This window comes from Grimontia hollisae CIP 101886 (assembly GCF_000176515.1).
Classification (GTDB): Bacteria; Pseudomonadota; Gammaproteobacteria; order Enterobacterales; family Vibrionaceae; genus Enterovibrio; species Enterovibrio hollisae.
In genome coordinates this window covers 712121-733171 of the sequence record NZ_ADAQ01000013.1, presented here as the reverse complement: position 1 = coordinate 733171, position 21051 = coordinate 712121, and the positions used below count along the sequence as shown (strand labels likewise).

Genomic DNA, 21051 nt, shown 5'->3' with positions numbered 1-21051 from the left:
TCTTTCCCCTAACTTGTTTTTAAGTGGCCGTTGCCGTGTGCATAGCTGATAAAAACATTCATCGTTAGTGCCAATACTAATAGTACCATTCCCAGCGCGACACCTTGGGCGAAGGCACCCTTTGAGGTTTCCAGCGCAATAGCGGTAGGGATATTTCGCGTGTAGTTGAGAATGTTGCCGCCGACCATCATAGAGCAACCCACTTCAGTGATGATTCGACTAAAGGCGGTGACCGCGGCTGCAAGTAAAGGAAAGCGGATTTCCCACATCAATGTCAGCATGGCGCGCGGAATGGACGCGCCCAGAGTATAGGCGGTCTCCCAAGCTCTTCGATCGCTGTTTTGGAATGCCGCATGCATCATTGACACCAGAATGGGCATCGCAATAAGGATTTGTCCCAGGATCATTGCTTTTTGGGTAAACAGCATTTTCCAGTCACCCATCGGACCTGCCCGGGACAGTACCATATAAAGCAACAAGCCAATCACAACGGTTGGCACAGACTGAAGTGTATTTATCAGTGACAGTACCATCCATTTCCCGGGGATGTCCCAGTACGCCAACGCAAAGCTGATGAGAAGGGCTGGTAAGATCACCAGCCCAATAGCAAACAGCGACACTGAAAACGATACGCCGACAATACCCCATAGTGTGGTATCGCCACTAAACAGCAAGGCAATGGCTTGTCGGGTTGTTTCCAGCATTTCCATTAGTCAGCATCCGCCACAAACAGTTGTTCGCCGTTGACTTTAAACGCGTTGATCAGCGATTGTGCTTTGGGGTTTACCAACCAGTCGCTGAATTCTTTGGCCCCTTTGTAGTTCATGTCAGGATAACGGCTTGGGTTGACAATGATGACCTGATAAGGATTAAACAGTCGTTTATCACCTTCAACCAGTACGTTAAGATCTAGCTTGCTTTGATAGGCGAGCCAGGTACCGCGGTCAGTCAGGGTGTACCCCTGCATCTCGTTTGCCATGGTCAGTGTTGGCCCCATGCCCTGACCGATGGCTTTATACGCATTAAATTCAGGACGTTGACCCGCAGCTTCCCAAAGCAGAAGCTCTTTTTTGTTCGTGCCTGAGTCATCACCACGGGAGATAAAGTTGGCGTTAGCGGAAGCAATTTTTTTCAAGGCCTCAGTAACATCAGCTGTTCCTTTCACCTTGGCAGGATCTGACGCAGGACCTACCAACACAAAGTCGTTGTACATCAGGCGACGAGGTAACACTCCAAACCCATTTTCCACAAAACGGGCTTCAGCATTGGGGGCGTGTGTCATGACCAAATCCACATCGCCGTTTTCGCCCATTTTCAGGGCTTTACCTGTTCCCGCGGCCAGAATCTGCACATCATAGCCCGTCTCTTTTTTGAACTCAGGGAGCAGGTAATCCAAAAGACCTGAGTGGTAAGTACTGGTGGTGGTGGCTAACCGGATGACTTCCTCTGCATTGACAGAGAAAGTGAAAAGAAAAGTAATTAGCGCAAAGACTTTCATTTTATTCATGCGTTTCAGTTTCATTAAGGCTTCCTGACGTTCTGTAGTTCTTTAGAATCTATGGGTTTACTTTGCTCACGTGAAGCGAGCGTAGTCGAACTTGCAACAAAAATGCCAAAAATTCAGCACGCTCATTAACGTGCTTAATCTATTGAAAGTAAAGTAATTTAACCGAAAAGCAGAGCGTGTGCGGGCTGTGTCGCAGACAACATAGGTTTATGTCTTTATTGGACCGAGTCAAAATGTCCCATGTATGATGTCGGGTATATAAATATAACCCTCTTGATGATGTTGCTTGAGGGGCATCCAATAAAGACATGAAGGTTAATCGTGACATGAAGGACGTATTGCAGCAATTTGGTTTTTCCGCACTGGTTGTCGATGATGAGCCAGGGATGCGCGCGATACTGAATAAAGCGCTTTCTAAAAAACTGACGCAGGTTGAAACCGCATCGTCGCTAGAAGAGGCGGAAGCCTTGAGGCAACGTAACCATTTTGATCTCCTGATTGTGGATATCAATCTCCCGGGCCGCTCCGGTATCGACTGGCATGAAGCGTTTTCCGATGCATCACGTCGTAGCGATATTATTTTTATGACTGGCTATGCTGAACTGGAAACGGCGATTAAGGCGTTGCGTGCGGGGGCGTCTGATTTCATCCTTAAACCCTTTAATCTCGAGCAGATGTTGCAGTCAGTACAGCGTTGCCTCGACAAACGCATGATGGAACGGCGTAATGTGGCACTGCAGCGTGATGTCGCACGTTCGTTTCCTGTCGATATCATTGGTGATGCCCCGAAAACACAGGCAATGAGAGAGATGGTCGCCCGGTTGGCACCCTCCCCGGCAGCGGTATTGATAGAAGGTGAGTCAGGCACAGGGAAAGAGTTGGTCGCACGGGCGCTGCATTCGCTCAGTGGCCGTAAAGGCCCTTTTGTACCGCTTAACTGTGGGGCGATTGCGCCTGAATTGCTGGAGAGTGAACTGTTTGGTCATGTATCTGGTGCGTTTACCGGTGCCCGTAAAAGCAAAGATGGCCTGTTCCGTGTTGCGGATGCAGGCACGCTTTTTCTTGATGAAATCGGAGAGATGCCCATTCTTATGCAGGCGTCACTGCTTCGTACGCTGGAGCAGAAAACCATCCGTCCTGTCGGTGCCGAGCGTGAAGTGAGTGTCGATGTACGGATTGTTGCAGCAACCAACCGAAACTTACAGGAGGAGGTGGCAGCAGGCCGTTTCCGCAAAGATCTCTATTATCGCCTGAATGTGCTTTCTGTTGAATTGCCGCCGCTTCGTGAGCGTGTTGAGGACATAGGCCTGCTGCTCAATCATTTTTCTGACACCCTGTCCCGAGAGATGGGGTTAAAACCTGTGGTATGGTCGACGGAAGAGCTAACCGCCATGCAGGGCTATGACTGGCCTGGTAACATCCGTGAGCTTAAAAATACGGTAGAAAGGGCAATACTGCTTGGTAAACCTGACTTGCAGCAGTGGGGAGGGCATGAGCATATTCATGCAGCCCCAGATGGTGAGGCCAATATGGTTACTGTGCATGAAAAAGGGTATCCGCTTGAATGGCAATTGAAAGACGTAGAGCGCGCGCACATTGAAAAAGTGGTCGAGGCCTGCGAGGGCAATAAGTCAGCGGCGGCAAGGCAGCTTGGGGTGGCGAGAAAAACCCTGGAGCGTAAATTTAAAGAATGGCATGGTGAGTAGTCATGGAGCAGGCAAATCCGATGAGATGGCTCAATAAGTGGCGGCTTCGGTTCCGTACCATGGTGCGTTACCGTTTGCTGATGCTGACGTCTGTTCCTATTTTCATTACGTTACTAGCATTGATTGCCTTGACCATGTACTGGACGCTTGCCTATTCATGGAAAAGTGCCCTTGCCGGGGTGATGGCTGATTTGGCCGTTGCCAGTAACAGTATGGAAGTGTTACAACGGGAACAGCGGTTGCAACTTAAAGCGATTGCTGATTCCTACGATTTCCAGATCCAGATTGAACGTGACCCCAGCGGTATCTTGTCTTGGGCCCGTTCTCGTGCCAAAAAGTATGATGTTGACTTTCTCGCCGTCTATCCAGCCCAAGAGATTAAACGTCTGCCGCAAACCCTTCGTCGTCCTCTTCTGGAAGGTCGTGAACGCACGTTTTTCCAGGTGATGTCGGCCATTGAGCTTGATGCCATCCTCCCTGAGTTTTCAGCGCGTGCAGAAATTCCACTTCTCAATGAGCAAGTCATAGAATCACGTGGGTTGATTAGCCGGAGCTTATTGCCATTGTTTGATGAAAATGGCGAGCTGGCGTGGATTATTGATGGGGGGATCTTACTTAACAACAGTACTGAGTTGGTAGACAGGATCCGTGATTTGGTTTTTCCAGAAGGCACTTTGCCACCGTCGAGCGTTGGTACGGTAACCCTGTTTATTGACGATATCCGTGTCAGTACTAATGTGCCTTTAGACAGTGAAAACCGGTTTGGCCGTGCTATTGGTACCCGGGCGTCGGATGAAGTGCGTGAAACGGTATTGGAAAACGGGGACGAATGGGTGAACAGGGCTTATGTCTATGATGCCTGGTACATTTCTGCCTATAAGCCAATCCGGGACTTTAACAACAATGTCATTGGTATGTTATATACAGGATTTCTGGAATGGCCGCTGATTTCACGTTATTTCACTAATCTGCTGGAGCTTAGCATGGGGATCCTTGCCACACTGTTTGTCACTGGCTTGCTGGTCTACCGTGGGTCGAGAGATCTCTTCAGGCCAATAGAGCGAATTCACCGTGTTGTGCGTTTGGTCAGCTTTGATCAGGACGTGCGGATTGGCAAGCTTCAGCTTGATCCCCAGCATGAACTGGCTATTCTTGCCAGACAGTTTGACACCATGCTTGACCAGTTGAAACAGCAAAATGAAGCCATTCGCCAGAATACGCTGGAGCTGGAAGACAAGGTTCGGGAGCGCACCGCCAGTCTGCACGAAACCACGAAAAAGCTTAGACAGAATATTTCCCTGCTTGAACAGACGCGTAATAAGTTGTTGCTAAATGAAAAGCTGGCCGCATTGGGAGAGTTGACCGCAGGTATTGCCCATGAAATTAACAACCCGACCGCTGTTATTCTTGGCAACATTGAATTGATGGAATATGAACTTGGCGATAACGCTAAATTAGTGTCAGAGGAAATCGCCATGGTGCTTGAGCAGATAGACCGCATCCGCAATATCACACGGAGCCTGCTGCAATACAGCAGACAAGGTGGTGTGCAGGATGAAATTACATGGCAACATGTGAACCCTATTATTGAAGAGAGCGTTACTCTGGTTCGCTCAGGCACCAAGAAATCAGACATAGAAGTGGTCACTGAACTCAATGCGAAATGTTGTGTGGAGATCAATCGCCATCAGTTATTGCAGGTATTGGTTAACTTGCAAATGAACGGCATCCACGCCATGAATGAAAAGGGACGCTTAGTGGTGCGCTCAGAGGATTGGTTGGATGAGAATGGCCACCCGATGGGGGCGACAATCTCCGTGCAGGATTTTGGCTGTGGGATTGCCAATGAAAATCTGACAAAAATCTTCGACCCCTTCTTCACTACCCGACGTTCTGGCACTGGCCTTGGGCTGGCGGTAACACATGGTATTGTCAGTGGTCTGGGGGGCGAAATTAAGGTGGAGTCAGAGCTGGGTAAGGGCAGTACATTCACCCTTTATCTGCGAGAGAAAATTCACGTCGATGACGAAATCACGTCGTTGCGTGTTATGGATTAGAAAGAGGGGGGGACGGGTGTTATCCCGCCGCCCACATTTGTTTTCCCGCCTGTTGAAGATTATAGCCACCAAGCTGCTTACTCAGTTTGATGATGTCATCATCGTCAAAGTGCTGTATCAGTTGCTGGACCAGAGAACGGAAATAGATGTTTTTGGGGATCACCAGTTCAAACGCCTCGTTAGCAATAGGATGGAATGCGAGGCCAAATTCCCCTGCGGCACTTTGGCTGCCAAAGCCAATATCTGCTGATCCACGGGCGATCGCTGAACCCAGTTCACGCTCATTGAGACATGTCACCACCGAGTTCAGCATCTCAGCAGTCATCCCGTTCCTGAATAGCCATTCATCCAGTGCTCGGGCGCTCCCGGCCCCCTTTTGGCGACCGGCCCATCGCCATCGCTTGTCAGTAAAGTGATGCGGATCGTTAATCTGCTCTGCCAGTTCTGGACGAATAATCAGCCCTTGTTGGCGTTCATAGGCATGCAGCAGCACCCAGTTTTTATGCCCTGCATATTGTTGAATCAGCGCTGGATGTCGCAATCGGGCCTCTTCTGCATTTCCCCAATGGATGGCACAGATATCCACGTGGCCTTTTTCCAGCATTGACAATCCCTGTTTGGTGCCAGTTGCGGTATAGCCCACCAGCGCTGTACTGCCAAGGGAGTTCGCCATCCTGCTGACAATATGCTGAAGCAGAGGATCGTCAGATCCGGCAATTAACAGCCTGTCATTGAATACGCCATTATGGCTGGATTCAAGCAGCCAGCGGTCAAGCAGGCTTTTCGGAAACAGCCACTTACCGGTGACTTTGGTTGCGGGAAGCACGCCATCATTGGCAAGGCTATAAACCTTTTTCTCGTTCAAATCGAGGTATTCAGCGACTTGCCGGGCATTCATAAATACCGGGAAATCACCCATCCAAGCCACCTTTCACATCGAAATCGATATTGTCAGCACCGTTGAATACTTGGAAACGGTGGCCTTTGGCACGGGCGATCATAGTAATACCAAGTTGTTTGGCAAGATCGTAACCCATTTGGGTCACACCAGAGCGGGACAACAGTACAGGAATGCCCATTTGCGCCACTTTAATCACCATTTCAGACGTTAAACGCCCGGTGGTGTAGAACACTTTGTCTTCTCCGGTTTCACCTTTCAACCACATTTCACCCGTCAGGGTATCGACGGCGTTGTGGCGGCCAATATCTTCAACAAAAGAGAGAATTTTCGTGCCTTTGCAGACTGCGCAGCCATGTACGGCACCAGCGGCTTTGTAGGTGTCATTATGATGGGTGAGGGCTTCCAGTAACCCATACAAAGAGGATTGTTTGATGCGATGCGCAGGAAGTCTTAAATTTTCAAGTTTTTTCATGACGTTGCCGAACATTGTGCCCTGCCCACATCCCGACGTGACAGTTTTCTTTGAGAGCGTCTCGTCGATATTGTCATTTTGTTCTGCTGTGATGACCGCCGCAGACTGGGTTTGCCAATCGATGATCACTGAATCCAATGCGTTGACATCGTTGATGAGCCCCTGGTTTTTCAAATAACCAAGCACCAGCATGTCCGGTCGGGCGCCGAGTGTCATCAGGGTAACAATCTCTTTCCAGTTGAGGTAGACCGTCAGCGCTCGTTCGCAGGCGATCTGTTTGGTCATGGGCTCGCCGTATTCGTCAAATACGGTGACGTTAATCGTTTGGGGGATGTCTGTCTGGGTTTGAATAATCTTGGGTTGGCTCATTTACCCGGCTTCCTTTGGTGTTATCGCAAGACATTTATAGCAAAGTTAGCAATTCCTGTTCCAATCGTGAATAAGTGAACCGTCGATGGTATGTGTTTTGCTTTATTAGAGGAGTACTCGGTTTCCCCACTCCCCTCGCGAGTGATTCGAATCCTGGAATTTGAAGGAGTGATGCGTGACAAGAATAATAAAAGATCCTAATTGCTGGTTGATACAGTTTGATCTGGAATCAACCGATGTCGCTATTGGGCGTTGGAAGACTAAGCGCTGGTCGATTGTGAACCTGAATTTTCCCAAGACAGAAGATGAATGTTCAGATTCACAAATTTCATTGCCTTTAGAGCTGTTTAAAGATGAACGGACGGACTACCGTTTCAACCTCAGTTCTCGGGATCCTCACCTCTTTTTCATCTTTGAGGTAGAAGAGGATGAGTCTCTCAATCCCTTACAGGTTACGGCTTCGCAAAGCAATGCAGCCAGTTTTATGGATGGGGATTATCTGGTGCAGTCCGTACCCATGCCACTGACGGTGCAAGCCTGGATGGAAGCGTTTATTGGCCGTCATGGTGAGTTATTGGAAGTCCGTAAGAAGAAGCGCAAAGGCGCGGGGAGGTCAAATGGTAACTGATTCCTTCCTCCATCGCTGGTCAAGGCGTAAGCAAGGGCTAGCATCTTCGGAAGAAGAAAAGCCGATTGACGTGGCATGCGCTGGCGACAGTGAAGATATCACCTGTGCGGAAACGCAGCCTGAATCTGATGAAACGGACGTACCTTTACTCTCTATGGAAGATGTTGATCGTTTGAAAGAGGGGGATTCCGCGGCCGTATTTCTGGCGAAAGGTGTTTCTTCACAGATCAAGAAGGCTGCACTCAGAAAGCTTTTTCACAGCGACACTTACAACGCACTTGATGGTATGAATGAGTACGATCTCGACTATTCCAAACCCACAAAGCTCACGGTAGAAGTGGTGGAATCTTTGAGAAAGTGGACCAGAGAGCAGATTGAGGAATCCTTTGAACAGTCTGAACAGATAGAGGAGACGACGCAGCATACCCAAGCGCCCGTTGATGCTTCTTCTGACAGTGAGACAAAAAGTCCCCATGATGAATCAGGAGACAATTTGTCCTATAGGGTGGAACAAAATGTCCCACTCGAGGATGAAGGTAAGTCTTCAAACGGATCCTGACTCCGTTTTTGTTATTTTTCTTCCTATAAAGCTGGTTCATAACTTGCTGTAACAAAGAGTCTTAGTCAAAGGTGTAGCTAAGCCATTGTCCAGCAAGCTAAACGGCATGCATAAATGAGGCATTGAAACGGATTAACGCCGTTTGCCGATTAGGAAACAGGTGTTTTATGGCTACACAGACAACAGCAACTGAGAATATGTCGACGGAAAAAAATATCACAACACTCAATCAGTATCTTGAATGTCAGAAAGATACCAATGGGTTAGCCAGACTGTATGCGCTAAAAAATACAGTCACATTGGGCAACCTCATCCCGCCTACGATAAGTTTTGAAAGCCGTGGGTTTGCATTGGTAGTTGGCAGTGCAGCGGCATTGGTGGAATTCGGTGCCTTGGTATCTGGTGCGTTCAAAGAACGTGTGGTGCTGCTTTGTAATGAAGCGGGTGGCACCGTGTCTGGATTGACAGAGGAGCTTTCACTTTTTTATAGCAGTGATGTCACCATTGATGGGTTTTTAGGTGCTTTCCACGTCGCTGTAAATTACAACGGTATTCAGCAAAACCTCGCACAGGTTGCAATGGGGCGGGATCACTTTGACTTGATCGTTGACCTAACGGAAAAAGGTCTCCATGCAGCCGAAGTGCCTCCCTTTGGCTATTATGCTGTTGGTCGTGGATTGATATCAAAAGAAGAGGCTGTTGAAGCGTTACGAGAAACGGTTGGTATTTTCGACAAACCTAAATTCTTCCGTTTGGATACTGAGCGCTGCGCACATGCTTCGCGGGGATTGGAAGGGTGCACCCGCTGTATAGATGCTTGTCCGGCGGAGGCATTAAGCACCATTAACCAAACGATCACTATCAATCCTTACCTGTGTCAGGGAATCGGATCCTGTGCAACAGTATGCCCGACAGAAGCGATTAGCTACGCACTGCCGGATCCTGAAAATACACAACATTTTGTGTTTGACCTTATTCAGCACTATCGCCAACAGGGCGGTGAAGTGCCAACGATTCTGTTTTATGCGGAAGCGGATGAAGCGTCTCTGGTAGAAGCGATGTCGTCGCTGCCAAACAGCACGATTCCAGTAAGATTAGAAGAATTAGCCTCTGTAGGGCTGGATACCTGGTTGAGTGCACTGGTTTATGGGGCCTCCCAAGTGATCCTGGCTATGGCGCCTAATCTGCCTGCTAAAACCCGCCATGTATTGGAGCAAGAACTTGACGTCGCAGCCTCTTTCCTGAGCAGTCTTAATATCGAGCAGGACCGCATCACGCTGAAAGCATTGGACTCGCTGTTTACGCTGACGCCATTTAGCAACGTGCTGCTGACACACCCAACAAAGTTGACTGGCACCAAACGCGAGAGACTGAGTACGGCATTGGATTTGTTGGCGGCACATGCCGGTCAACACCTGACGGTTACCCCTGTGCCACAAGGTGCGCCATATGGCCGTATCAATGTGAAAACCCATGATTGTACCCTTTGCATGGGCTGTGTCGCAGTGTGCCCGACAGGCGCCTTGTCATCCATTGGTTCTCGTCCAGGTATCACATTCCGGGAGCAGGATTGTGTGCAGTGTGGTCTTTGTGAATCGAGCTGTCCGGAATCGGTGATCACGCTTGAGCCACGTTTCAATTGGAACAGCGAACAGCGCCAGCAACGTGAAATCCTGTATGAAGAAGAAGCGGCTGCATGTATCACTTGTGGCAAGCCATTTGCGCCTGTTTCGATGGTCAATATGTTGATTGGGAAATTGCAAAATCACAGTCATTTTCGGGAAAACGCTATCAAACGCCTGTCCATGTGCGAAGACTGCCGGGTCCGCGACATTGTTGCTGACATGATTGAAAACCCGGATAAGCAGATGAAGGTTTAAGGAGATGGCAATGGCAGTACAAATTAACATTGAAGATGTGACCAACGAAGAAAACCAAATCCGTCAGAACATCTACAACCTATTGGCACATCTTTTTAGACAAGCACCGGATCAGGACACACTGAACTGGCTATCGGCACTTGAATTGGAAGGTGATGAGCATTCACCGGGTATGGTGGCGGCTTGGTCCGTTCTTAAGCTATCAGCCAGTAAGACGACACCCATCCAGGCCGCTGATGAGTATCAGTTGTTGTTCATTGGTGTCGGGCGGGGAGAGGTGATGCCATTTGGCTCTTGGTATCTCACCGGTTCGTTGATGGAATTACCGTTGGTATCACTGCGTCAGGACTTGCGTCGTCTGGGCTTTGAGCGTCAGGATGAGACGAAAGAACCGGAAGACCATATTGCGGCATTGCTGGAAGTGATGGCTATGCTGGTGGAAGAGGGAGATGTCCAGGCACAGAAAACCTTTTTCAACCGTCATATCGCGCCTTGGTTTGAGGGGCTGTGTGACGATACCAAACAAGCAGAAGCTGCGGTGTTCTATACCGCTGTGGCTGAACTTGCAAAACAATTTCTAACGATAGAGAAAATCAGTTTTATCCAGCGCCCTTGGTAGTTCTACTTCATAACAAGTAGAAAATCAGCGTTGATAGAAAGCATGAGGAGCATTGTGATGTCAGAAAACCAAAAAGAAACAGGTACGCCAAATGAAGCGCGTCGCCAGTTCCTTAAGGGGCTGGGGGTTGCCGCAGCCGTAGGTGCTGCCACCACCGCAGTCAGTGTTACTGCTCAGGCGGAAGTGACGGTGAAAACCCCAGAACCGAAGCGCCAATCGGGGTACCGTGAAACCCAACACATTCGTGATTATTACGATTCCCTGTAACCTACAGATGGAGTGAGACTATGAAACTGACTAAACGCTCTGACGCCGTCAATAGGGAAGAAAAACGATTGGGTGTCTCCCGTCGTACCTTTATGCGTAACTCCATGCTGGCGACAGCAGGAGGGGTTGCTGCGGCAGGCATGTTCACGCCAGGTATGATGCGAAAAGCTGAGGCTAAAGATGTTGATCCAAGTAAGCCAGTCGAACAGAAACGGACGATTTGTTCTCACTGTTCGGTAGGCTGTGGTGTGTATGCTGAAGTGCAAGACGGTGTATGGGTGGGCCAAGAGCCTGCGTTTGACCATCCGTTTAATGCTGGTGGTCACTGTGCTAAAGGTGCGGCATTGCGAGAGCACGGCCATGGTGAGCGCCGCCTGAAATATCCGATGAAGCTGGTGGACGGTAAGTGGCAGAAAATTAGCTGGGAGACCGCCATCAATGAAATCGGTGACAAGTGCCTGGAAATCCGCGAACAGTCAGGGCCGGATTCGGTTTACTTCCTGGGGTCGGCGAAGCACAGCAATGAGCAAGCGTACTTGTTCCGTAAAATGGCGTCACTTTGGGGCACAAATAACGTTGACCATCAGGCGCGTATCTGTCACTCCACTACCGTTGCCGGTGTTGCTAACACCTGGGGCTACGGCGCGATGACCAATTCTTTTAACGACATGCATAATTGCAAGTCGATCCTCTTTATTGGCTCTAACCCTGCTGAAGCACATCCGGTGGCGATGCAGCACATTCTGATCGCGAAGGAAAAGAATGGCTGTAAGATTGTGGTTGTTGACCCTCGTCGCACCCGCACCGCAGCGAAAAGTGATCACTATATATCATTGCGCCCTGGTACAGATGTTGCGTTTATATGGGGCCTGCTGTGGCATATTTTTGAAAACAGTTGGGAAGACAAAGAATTCATTCGCCAGCGTGTGTTTGGTATGGATGAAATTCGTGCAGAGGTGGCGAAATGGACGCCACAAGAGGTGGAGCGCGTGACAGGTGTCAACCGCGAAGATATGTATAAAGCGGCGAAAATCCTGTCTGAGAACCGCCCGGGTTCAGTTGTGTGGTGTATGGGGGGAACCCAGCACACGACAGGTAATAACAACACGCGCGCTTACTGCATACTGGAATTGGCACTTGGGAATATTGGTAAATCTGGTGGCGGGGCTAACATCTTCCGTGGTCACGACAATGTTCAGGGCGCAACAGATTTAGGCGTACTTTCACATACTTTGCCGGGTTACTATGGCCTAACGGATGGGGCATGGAAACATTGGTCGACAGTATGGGATGTGGATTTAGACTGGATCAAAGGCCGTTTTGATCAGACCGCCTACAATGGTTCTAAACCAATGAACAGCAATGGTATTCCGGTATCCCGTTGGGTGGATGGTGTGTTGGAAGACCCAGAGAAAATGGCACAGAAGGAAAATATTCGCGCCATGTTCTATTGGGGACATGCGGTGAACTCCCAAACCCGGGGACCAGAAATGAAAAAGGCGATGGCGAAGCTGGACATGATGGTCATCGTTGATCCGTATCCAACGGTTGCCTCTGTGATGAATGACCGTAAAGACGGTGTTTACCTGTTGCCCGCGACCACCCAGTTTGAGACTCGTGGTTCGGTTACCGCCTCCAACCGTTCCCTACAATGGCGCGATCAGGTGATTGAGCCGCTGTTCGATTCCAAGCCAGACCACACCATCATGTACTTGCTGTCTAAAAAGTTGGGTTTTGCAGATCAGTTGTTCAAACACATTTCAGTGCAAAATGACGAGCCAAACATTGAAGACATTACCCGTGAATTTAACCGCGGCATGTGGACAATTGGTTACACGGGCCAGAGCCCTGAACGTCTCAAAGCGCACCAACAGAACTGGCATACATTCCATAAAACCACACTCGAAGCAGAAGGTGGGCCAGTCAGTGGTGAAACTTACGGTCTGCCCTGGCCTTGCTGGGGAACGCCAGAAATGAAGCACCCTGGAACCCACATTCTTTATGACACATCAAAAGAAGTGGCCAAAGGTGGCGGTAACTTCCGCACCCGCTTCGGTGTGGAATTCGAAGGCGAGAGCTTGCTGGCCGTTGATAGCTACTCAAAAGGCTGCGAGCTGGAAGACGGCTATCCGGAATTCAGTGACAAGCTGCTCAAGCAACTTGGCTGGTGGGATGATTTGACCGCTGAAGAGAAATTGGCTGCTGAAGGCAAAAACTGGAAAACCGACCTGTCCGGTGGTATTCAGCGTGTTGCGATTGCCCACGGCTGTATACCATTTGGCAACGCCAAAGCCCGTGCGATTGTCTGGACCTTCCCAGACCGTGTGCCACTGCACCGTGAACCGCTTTACACGCCGCGCCGCGATCTGGTTGCAGACTATCCAACCTGGGACGACCAGGCCGATCTCTATCGCCTGCCAACCCTGTATAAATCTATTCAGGCTCGGGATGTTTCCGGCGAGTACCCTATTATTCTGACGTCTGGTCGATTGGTGGAATATGAAGGGGGCGGTGAAGAAACGCGTTCCAATCCTTGGTTGGCGGAGCTTCAACAGGAAATGTTTGTTGAAGTGAACCCTGTGGATGCGAACAACCTTGGGATAAAAGACGGCCAAGAAGTCTGGGTTGAAGGTGCAGAAAAAGGCCGGGTTAAAGTGAAAGCCATGGTCACACGACGTGTGAAAGAAGGTATGGCATTTATGCCATTCCACTTTGGCGGTAAATTTGAAGGTAAAGATCTGCGTTCTAAATATCCTGAAGGTTCCGACCCTTACGTGGTGGGTGAAGCGGCGAATACCGCGACTACCTATGGTTACGATCCGGTTACCCTGATGCAGGAAACCAAAGTGACGCTTTGTAAGATCAGCGCAGCGTAAAAGGAGCAGATGTTATGGCGAATATGAAATTTCTGTGTGATACCAAACGCTGCATTGAATGTAACGGCTGTGTCACGGCGTGTAAAAACGCAAACGATGATGCGGTAACCTGGGGAATCCAGCGTCGCCGTGTCGTTACCCTGAATGACGGTGAACCAGGCGAGAACTCTATTTCGGTGGCTTGTATGCACTGCACGGATGCGCCTTGTATGGCGGTTTGTCCGGCAGACTGCTTCTACAGAACTGAAGACGGTATTGTTCTGCACAACAAAGATACTTGCATCGGTTGTGGTTACTGTCTGTTTGCCTGTCCGTTCGGGGCGCCACAGTTCCCGAAAACCTCAGCGTTCGGCGAGCGCGGTAAAATGGATAAATGTACGTTCTGTGCTGGCGGTCCAGAGCCGGATGGTTCGGCTGCAGAACGTGAGAAATATGGTGCAAACCGTATTGCCGAAGGCAAGCTGCCAATGTGTGCAGAGCTTTGTTCAACCAAGGCGCTACTTGCCGGTGATGCCGAGAAAGTGTCTGCTATTTTCCGCCAACGCGTGGTAGAGCGCGGTGCGAAAGGCGCGGGTTGGACCAATGGCGATGACCTCGCTTATGATGCAACCAAAAGCTGATTAGCATGAGACACTGCGGAGCAGTTACTCCGCAGTGTCGGGAGGAGAGATATGTTTAGAGCATTGCTCGCGATGTTCATGGTGATAATAAGTATTTGGTCACCGTTGGGTACTGCCGAAGAAGGCGCCAAGGCCGATCCCCAGAAAGAAATGGTGCAGTTGGCGGGGGCAGAATTCTGGAAAGAAGTGCGTGCTGGTGAGTCCGGCTATACCACTGCGAAGGGGGCAGAGGCAGGCCAACTTATCAATGTGGATGGTGAGCGCTGGCGACGGATCCGCAATGAGTGGATCAGTCCGATAGGCCTGCTTTTCCTTGGTGGTTCTGCAGGTGGCCTGCTGTTGTTTTACCTTTGGGCAGGACGTGTTGCGCTGGCACATGAACGCACGGGTAAGAAGGTGATGCGCTGGACGCCATTTGAACGCGCCCTGCACTGGTTTACTGCGATTAACTTTTTGATCCTGGGGATCACGGGTGTATTGCTGCTTTACGGTAAGCATTTCATCAAACCAGTGGCTCCGGAAGTGGTGTGGGGAAGCATCATCTACGCAGCGAAATTGGCGCACAATTACCTTGGTCCGCTATTTGTGATTGGTCTGCTTTGTATGCTGGTGAAGTGGATGAAAAACAACTTCATCAACAAAGTCGATATTGAGTGGTTCAAGCAGGGCGGTGGCATCTTGCCTAATGGCAAACACCCCGATGCAGGGTTTTGTAACGGTGGTGAGAAAGCCTGGTTCTGGTTGCTGGCAACTGTCGGTGTCGTGGTATGCATTACCGGCCTTGTGATGGATTTCCCTATCTTTGGTCAAACCCGTGACAATATGCAGATAGCAAACCTGTTGCATGGCATAGCGTCATTGGGCTTGTTAGCGGCTGCATTCGGTCATATATACATCGGTACTGCTGGTACTGAAGGTGCGTTAGAAGGTATGACGACGGGCTATGTGGATGAAAGTTGGGCGAAACAACACCACAAGCTTTGGCTGGATGAAATTCAAGGTGAAAGTGCTGCCCCATCGACAGAAGCGAAAGAGCAGCAAAGGACCTGAGAGTGTAATCATTAAATGACACAAGGCCCACGTGAGTGGGCTTTGTTTTTTCGTTTCAGTCGTTAGTAAATCAAATCCCAACTTAAGGCTGTACCGCGAGGGATGTCATGCCGAGCTATTTTTCCCATAACAGCATCAAAATGCTTTGGTGCAAGGCCCAAGCCTGGACGAATACTCCGCACGTTTTGTGCAGTCAGGGTTTCGCCTTTCTTTATGTTCTGGACCACATAAAGCGAACGGCGAAACTGCACATTGCCTTTCTCTGCATCCTTTAGCTGGTAACCCGCTTGACCTAATGCCTGCCATGCGGTTTCTGTCTCTTTGCAAAGCGTTGTCAATTCATCCGGTTCTAATGAAAAGGTGGCGTCTGGACCTGGTTCGTTGCGGCTCAATGTGACGTGTTTTTCAATCACCGACGCGCCAAGTGCAATTGCCGCCACAGACACTGTGGTACCTAAAGTGTGGTCAGACAACCCACTTATCACGCCAAAGCGCTTTGCCAAATCAGGAATGGTGCGAAGGTGGCTCTGTGATGCTGGCGCAGGGTATGCACTGATACAATGCAATAACACCAGCTGTTGGCAGCCATTATCACGCGCAGTGACAACGGCTTCTGCAATCTCTTCATTGTTTGCCATACCTGTTGAAATGATCATCGGCTTGCCGGTTTGTGCGACATAACGAATCAAGGGGAGATCGACGGCTTCAAATGAGGCGATTTTGTAGGCTGGTACATTGAGATCTTCCAGCAAATCCACGGCCGTAAAATCAAACGGTGTGCTAAACAACGTGATGCCAACTTCTCGCGCTTTTTCGAACAGCGGTTTGTGCCACTCAAACGGTGTGTGGGCTTCTTGATATAAATCGTAAAGCGTTCGGCCATCCCACAGCCCACCTTTGATTTGAAATGCCTCCGAATCGCAGTTCAGGGTAATGGTGTCAGCGGTGTAGCTCTGCATCTTAATCGCATCCGCGCCTGCGCGTTTTGCCATTTCGATGGTCTGAAAAGCGCGCTCAATCGAACCGTTATGGTTGGCCGACATTTCAGCAATAATATAAGGTTTGTGCTCAGGGCCAATCTTACGGCCATTGATGGTAATACATTGCGTCATAATGTTGTGCCACCTTTCCACGCTTCGCACGAAAGGAAGAAAGAAAAATAGTCTATGTTTCCGTCTACAGTGATAAGGGTCTGGATGTCCTTGCCCTTCGAAAAGCCAAGTTTGTCATGAAGGTGAATCACGTTTGGGTTGATGCAAAGTACTCGACTGCGAATACCGTCCAATCCAAGGTTCTTGAATCCCAAACTCAAAGCTTCGGATAACATGGCAAAGCCAGTGCCTGCGGGTGCTTCGGGTGATTTATAGAATCCCCACTCTGCAGTGTTGGTTTGTCTTTCAATATTGGTAAAAGAGACCATGCCAACCGGCGTATCCTCAGACATCGCAATAAAAAACTGATTTGCTGTATCGCTCGAGGCGTTGGCAAACCAACGTTCATGTTCCTCTGCGCTGATTTCATGTTGAGTGAACATCTTGTTCCTGACATGTGGTGCATTTCGCCAGCTTCGTACCATTGCAAGGTCATCTGTAGTCATTGCACGAAATGCGATATTTCCAGGCATATACGCACGTTGTTCCATCATCTCAACTACCCGCGTAGCGCCGTTGCCGTCGATATCGGATTTTTCAAGACGATAGGGCAGGGTGTTCCAGTTATCTGACAACCACCTCAATTCGCTGACATAGTCATATTCTGTGGTGTTATTACTTACGCCCAAGTAACGATAAAGGCCACTGGCACCAAGATGCTCTGCCATCAAACGCTGGTTCTCGGCCATGGATACCAAGGTGCCAGGAATACCTAGGCTTGCACGTTCAATAGCACTGACACCTGCGCCACCAAAAGCATAGCGACAGGCTGCAAGCTCCGCTTCATAATCAGCAAGGCTTTCGGACAGCGTGACGAATTCAGGCAGTGGAAACGCGCGTAGTTCAGCCTTTTGGGGATTAGAGAGGCCGTAAACAATGTGGAGCCTGAAAGGCAAAGAGTCAAAATGTTTGCAGGCATTGAGCAGTTTCATGCACTCGCCACTGGGATCTGTGCCGCTGAAAAAGGCCAGTATCACATTCTTCAGTGCAGGTGGATGTTGGCGGAGTTCTGAAAAGTGTGGGCGGAGTAATCCGAATTTTGGCCCTAAAAGTTGAGTACAGTCTTTTGGCACAAGTTGATGATAGCGGTTTTCAAAGTCCGGCCAGGGATTGTGATCGAGTAACACATCACAATCATGATGGCGATTGGCAAGATCGTCGATGACAAGTACTTTTATCCCTAAAGAACGCATTTGTGTTTGCCAAGTGCGGTCCAAGGCGTAGTGATCCATGATTACCCAATCAGGATTAACGTGTTGCAGTACAGCCACTGTTTCCTTCACATCGGATTCCTGAGTCACTCCTAGCCAATGTCGGTAGTCTCCGGCGTCAGGGAGAAAGGTTTCTTCAATAGCACTCAAAGAAATAACGTCAATGCCCTGGTTTTTACAGTAATCAATAAGGTTGCCGGTCAGGGGGCGGCTGACCATGATGGCTTGATGGCCGCGTTCAATCAGCTTTTGGGCCAGTACCAGACACCGCATGATGTGCCCAGTACCAATCTGGCGGGAGGCGTCAACGCGAATCGCTATCTTCATAACTCGTCCCGTTGCTTAAGGATTTGATAGAGCATTTCGGCGCGAATCCAGTCATCCGGTTCATCGATATCCTGGACACGGAAATGGGGGATCTGCACCGCTTTGGAGTGCGGAGCGAAAATCGGTAAACCGGAAAGAAATGCCTCTGGCTTACCCCAGTAGAACATTCCTGCATCATGGTAAGCGGTTTCTAAATCCTGTGAGCGGGTAGAGAAATGTTCTGGCCAGAACATGTCCACATTGCCTTCATCATTTATTCGAATACTGCGTTGAATAGGGAAGGAGAAACGCGTGGCAGCGAAAGTGTACTGGGTTTGCTCTTTGTCCAGTAGCGTCAGGCCTTTTTCAAGATCCTGAACGCGGATAAACGGCACCGTGGCGTAAAGGCAACAGACTGCATCCAGAGAACGGGCATCGTTCTCTTGCAGCCATTCAATAGCGTGTTTGATGACATCTAATGTCGTGGCATGATCATCAGCAATGTCTGCAGGACGGAGGAACGGTACCTCAGCGCCATGCTCTTTGGCGATGCTTGCAATCTCTTCGCTGTCTGTCGATACCATGATGCGGTCAAACAGGCCTGATATTTTTGCCACATCAATGGCGTAGGCAATGATTGGCCTGCCAATAAAGGCCTTGAGATTTTTCCCCGGAATGCGCTTGCTGCCACTGCGGGCAGGAATAATACAGACTTTCATTTTGTCCTCAGTACAACGCATCAGCCAGTGCCTGAATCACAGTGTCCTGTTCCTCTTCTGTCATATCAACGTAAAGCGGCAGGCTGAGCGCAGCGTGATAATAGTGTTCTGCAACAGGAAATTGCCCCCATTTAAACCCTAACGCGCGGTAATACGGTTGAGTGTGAACCGGGATGTAATGCACATGCACGCCGATGTTTTTAGCGCGAAGTGCATCAAATACGCGCTGGCGGCAATCTGGTTCCGCTAACTGGATAACATACAAATGCCATGCTGATTTACTCTCGGGAAGCAATGTCGGTGTGGTCAGTGGCAATGCTGAAAGCTTTTGGTTGTATCGATCGGCAAGTGTCTGACGGCGTTCAACAAACGCATCCAGCCTCGTCAGTTGGGATATTCCCAATGCGGCTTGTAGGTCAGTCATGCGGTAATTAAATCCAAGCGATTGTTGCTCGTAGTACCAAGCGCCTTGGCCTTGATCGACCAGTGATTCACTATCCCGCGTAATACCATGGCTGCGGAGGTTTTCCATCGCTTTGGCAAGTTTGGGATTGTTGGTCAGTGCCATCCCACCTTCTGCGGTGGTGATGATTTTAACTGGATGAAAGCTGAAGACGGTGATGTCACTGTACTGGCAGTTTCCGACATACAGATCCTGATATTTGCTACCAATAGCATGAGAGGCGTCTTCAATAATGTGGAAACCATACTGCTGGGAAAGCAGGTGGATGGCCTCCATGTCGCAGCTTTGTCCACACATATGTATAACCACCACCACGTTCGGAAGGGTGTCTGTTCGTTTTGCCAGCTCCAGTTTTGCTGCTAAACGCTTTGGACAGAGGTTGTAGGTGATGGGGTCAATATCAACAAAGTCGACCTTTGCGCCGCAATACAAACCACAATTCGCCGAGGCGACAAATGTGTTGGGGGATGTCCAAAGGCGTTGACCTTTACTGAGTCCCAAAGCAAGGCAGGCAATATGCAGTGCTGATGTGGCGCTGTTTACTGCAATGGCATGCTTTGCGCCCACTTTCTCTGCAACTGCATGTTCAAATTGGGTAACTCGCGGCCCTTGGGTGATGAAGTCGGACGTTAAGGCGTCAATGACGGCATCGATATCGTCTTGGCTGATGTTCTGTTTGCCGTAAGGGATCATGCTTGTTGCTCGAATTCCAGGATCTGTTCGACGTCTAGAAAATCTGGATTGCTTCCGTAATGGTATTCAAAACCAGCCGCGACAGGTTCGCCTTTTTCGCCGAGTGGATTGACCGAATAGTCGTAATCCGCCGCATAGAATTTAATGGTTGGTCGAATCACATAGTGATCCTCGAATTCCAATGTCAGGTGTGAGTCATCACTTGGGCACATGATTTCATGCATCTTTTCGCCCGGACGAATGCCGATTTCTTTCACAGACAGACCGTTGCCGTAAGCAGTTGCCAGATCCATTAAACGCACAGAAGGGATTTTCGGTATAAAAATCTCACCACCTTGCATGCGTTCGAAATTCTTCAGGACAAAGTCGACGCCTTGCTGGAGCGTGATCCAAAAACGGGTCATGTCAGGATGGGTAATGGGCAATGCATCAGCCCCTTCCTCAACCAGTTTTTTGAAAAGCGGTACCACAGACCCACGTGAACCTACCACATTGCCATAGCGCACTACTGCAAAGCGTGTCAGCCCACCGCCCGTCATGTTATTGGCAGCGACAAACAGCTTGTCAGAACAAAGCTTAGTCGCACCGTATAGGTTGTTTGGACTCGCGGCTTTGTCGGTGGAGAGAGCGATGACTTTTTCGACCTTGTTAGCAATGGCTGCGCGGATGATGTTTTCTGCGCCATGCACATTGGTTTTGATACATTCCATCGGGTTATATTCGGCAGCAGGCACTTGCTTTAAGGCCGCGGCATGAATGACATAATCGACGCCATTCATGGCTTCCATCATCCGGCCAGCATCGCGTACATCACCAATAAAATAGCGCATGCAAGGTGCGTTGAACTCTTGCTGCATTTCGAATTGTTTGAGCTCGTCTCGGGAGAGAATGATAAGTCGTTTAGGCTTATAACGCGCAAGGATGGTTTGGGTGTATTTCTTTCCAAATGATCCGGTTCCACCGGTGATCAAAATCGACTTGCCGTTAAACATTTCAA

19 protein-coding genes are annotated in these 21051 nt (G+C 49.5%); 10 read left to right on the top strand and 9 right to left on the bottom strand.

Annotated elements, in window-relative coordinates:
* Positions 1–8: 8 nt before the first annotated feature.
* Together VHA_RS16140 and VHA_RS16135 are read right to left on the bottom strand one after the other, a co-directional pair.
* Positions 9–710, bottom strand: coding sequence for an ABC transporter permease (locus tag VHA_RS16140; protein ID WP_005506228.1), 702 nt, complete (start codon positions 708–710; stop codon positions 9–11).
* Entirely contained in the window at positions 710–1507 is a 798-nt protein-coding gene (locus tag VHA_RS16135; RefSeq protein ID WP_199249668.1) for an ABC transporter substrate-binding protein, read from the bottom strand. Before VHA_RS16135 ends, VHA_RS16140 begins: the two co-directional genes overlap by 1 nt.
* Positions 1508–1833: 326 nt before the next feature.
* Between VHA_RS16135 and VHA_RS16130 the strand changes: the two genes are divergently transcribed.
* Positions 1834–3213: a sigma-54-dependent transcriptional regulator gene (locus tag VHA_RS16130; RefSeq protein ID WP_005506224.1), complete on the top strand. Its 1380-nt coding sequence runs from the start codon at positions 1834–1836 to the stop codon at positions 3211–3213.
* Between the two features lie 20 nt (positions 3214–3233).
* The gene (locus VHA_RS16125) at positions 3234–5270 is read left to right on the top strand and encodes a sensor histidine kinase (RefSeq protein ID WP_040529304.1); all 2037 of its coding nucleotides are present in this window, start codon (positions 3234–3236) and stop codon (positions 5268–5270) included.
* A gap of 19 nt (positions 5271–5289) precedes the next feature.
* Here VHA_RS16125 and VHA_RS16120 read toward each other — a convergent pair whose 3' ends face one another.
* Both VHA_RS16120 and VHA_RS16115 read right to left on the bottom strand, forming a co-directional pair.
* The gene (locus VHA_RS16120) at positions 5290–6189 is read right to left on the bottom strand and encodes a substrate-binding domain-containing protein (protein WP_005506220.1); all 900 of its coding nucleotides are present in this window, start codon (positions 6187–6189) and stop codon (positions 5290–5292) included.
* Positions 6182–7012 carry a formate dehydrogenase accessory sulfurtransferase FdhD gene (locus VHA_RS16115; RefSeq protein WP_005506218.1) on the bottom strand — a complete coding sequence of 277 codons (831 nt, stop codon included), beginning with the start codon at positions 7010–7012 and terminating at the stop codon, positions 6182–6184. The genes VHA_RS16120 and VHA_RS16115 overlap by 8 nt, the downstream gene beginning before the upstream one ends.
* 175 nt (positions 7013–7187) lie before the next feature.
* Between VHA_RS16115 and VHA_RS16110 the strand changes: the two genes are divergently transcribed.
* The 8 genes from VHA_RS16110 (at position 7188) to VHA_RS16075 (ending at position 15511) form a co-directional block, all read left to right on the top strand.
* Positions 7188–7640, top strand: a complete 453-nt coding sequence (locus VHA_RS16110; protein ID WP_040529130.1) for a DUF3305 domain-containing protein — start codon at positions 7188–7190, stop codon at positions 7638–7640.
* Positions 7630–8199 (top strand): DUF3306 domain-containing protein, encoded by a 570-nt coding sequence (locus VHA_RS16105; protein WP_040529129.1) that lies wholly within the window; start codon positions 7630–7632, stop codon positions 8197–8199. The genes VHA_RS16110 and VHA_RS16105 overlap by 11 nt, the downstream gene beginning before the upstream one ends.
* A gap of 167 nt (positions 8200–8366) precedes the next feature.
* Positions 8367–10079, top strand: a complete 1713-nt coding sequence (locus VHA_RS16100) for a 4Fe-4S binding protein (protein WP_005506214.1) — start codon at positions 8367–8369, stop codon at positions 10077–10079.
* A gap of 4 nt (positions 10080–10083) precedes the next feature.
* The gene (locus VHA_RS16095; protein ID WP_040529128.1) at positions 10084–10698 is read left to right on the top strand and encodes a TorD/DmsD family molecular chaperone; all 615 of its coding nucleotides are present in this window, start codon (positions 10084–10086) and stop codon (positions 10696–10698) included.
* A 57-nt stretch (positions 10699–10755) separates the two neighbouring features.
* Positions 10756–10965 (top strand): twin-arginine translocation signal domain-containing protein, encoded by a 210-nt coding sequence (locus tag VHA_RS16090; protein WP_005506210.1) that lies wholly within the window; start codon positions 10756–10758, stop codon positions 10963–10965.
* A gap of 20 nt (positions 10966–10985) precedes the next feature.
* Positions 10986–13841 carry a formate dehydrogenase subunit alpha gene (locus tag VHA_RS16085; protein ID WP_005506208.1) on the top strand — a complete coding sequence of 952 codons (2856 nt, stop codon included), beginning with the start codon at positions 10986–10988 and terminating at the stop codon, positions 13839–13841.
* 14 nt (positions 13842–13855) lie between these two features.
* On the top strand, positions 13856–14461 hold the full coding sequence (gene fdh3B, locus VHA_RS16080; RefSeq protein ID WP_005506206.1) for a formate dehydrogenase FDH3 subunit beta: 606 nt from the start codon (positions 13856–13858) through the stop codon (positions 14459–14461).
* Positions 14462–14512: 51 nt separating this feature from the next.
* Positions 14513–15511: a formate dehydrogenase subunit gamma gene (locus VHA_RS16075; RefSeq protein ID WP_005506205.1), complete on the top strand. Its 999-nt coding sequence runs from the start codon at positions 14513–14515 to the stop codon at positions 15509–15511.
* Between the two features lie 62 nt (positions 15512–15573).
* On the opposite strand, the gene pseI is transcribed toward VHA_RS16075, so the two are convergent.
* The 5 genes from pseI to pseB are packed head-to-tail and all read right to left on the bottom strand — an operon-like array spanning position 15574 to position 21046.
* Positions 15574–16623, bottom strand: coding sequence for a pseudaminic acid synthase (pseI, locus tag VHA_RS16070; protein ID WP_005506203.1), 1050 nt, complete (start codon positions 16621–16623; stop codon positions 15574–15576).
* Positions 16620–18200 (bottom strand): UDP-2,4-diacetamido-2,4,6-trideoxy-beta-L-altropyranose hydrolase, encoded by a 1581-nt coding sequence (pseG, locus tag VHA_RS16065; protein ID WP_005506202.1) that lies wholly within the window; start codon positions 18198–18200, stop codon positions 16620–16622. Before pseG ends, pseI begins: the two co-directional genes overlap by 4 nt.
* The gene (gene pseF / locus VHA_RS16060; protein WP_040529301.1) at positions 18197–18898 is read right to left on the bottom strand and encodes a pseudaminic acid cytidylyltransferase; all 702 of its coding nucleotides are present in this window, start codon (positions 18896–18898) and stop codon (positions 18197–18199) included. Before pseF ends, pseG begins: the two co-directional genes overlap by 4 nt.
* Positions 18899–18905: 7 nt before the next feature.
* On the bottom strand, positions 18906–20054 hold the full coding sequence (pseC, locus tag VHA_RS16055; protein WP_005506197.1) for a UDP-4-amino-4,6-dideoxy-N-acetyl-beta-L-altrosamine transaminase: 1149 nt from the start codon (positions 20052–20054) through the stop codon (positions 18906–18908).
* On the bottom strand, positions 20051–21046 hold the full coding sequence (pseB, locus tag VHA_RS16050) for a UDP-N-acetylglucosamine 4,6-dehydratase (inverting) (protein ID WP_005506195.1): 996 nt from the start codon (positions 21044–21046) through the stop codon (positions 20051–20053). Before pseB ends, pseC begins: the two co-directional genes overlap by 4 nt.
* Positions 21047–21051 lie beyond the last annotated feature (5 nt).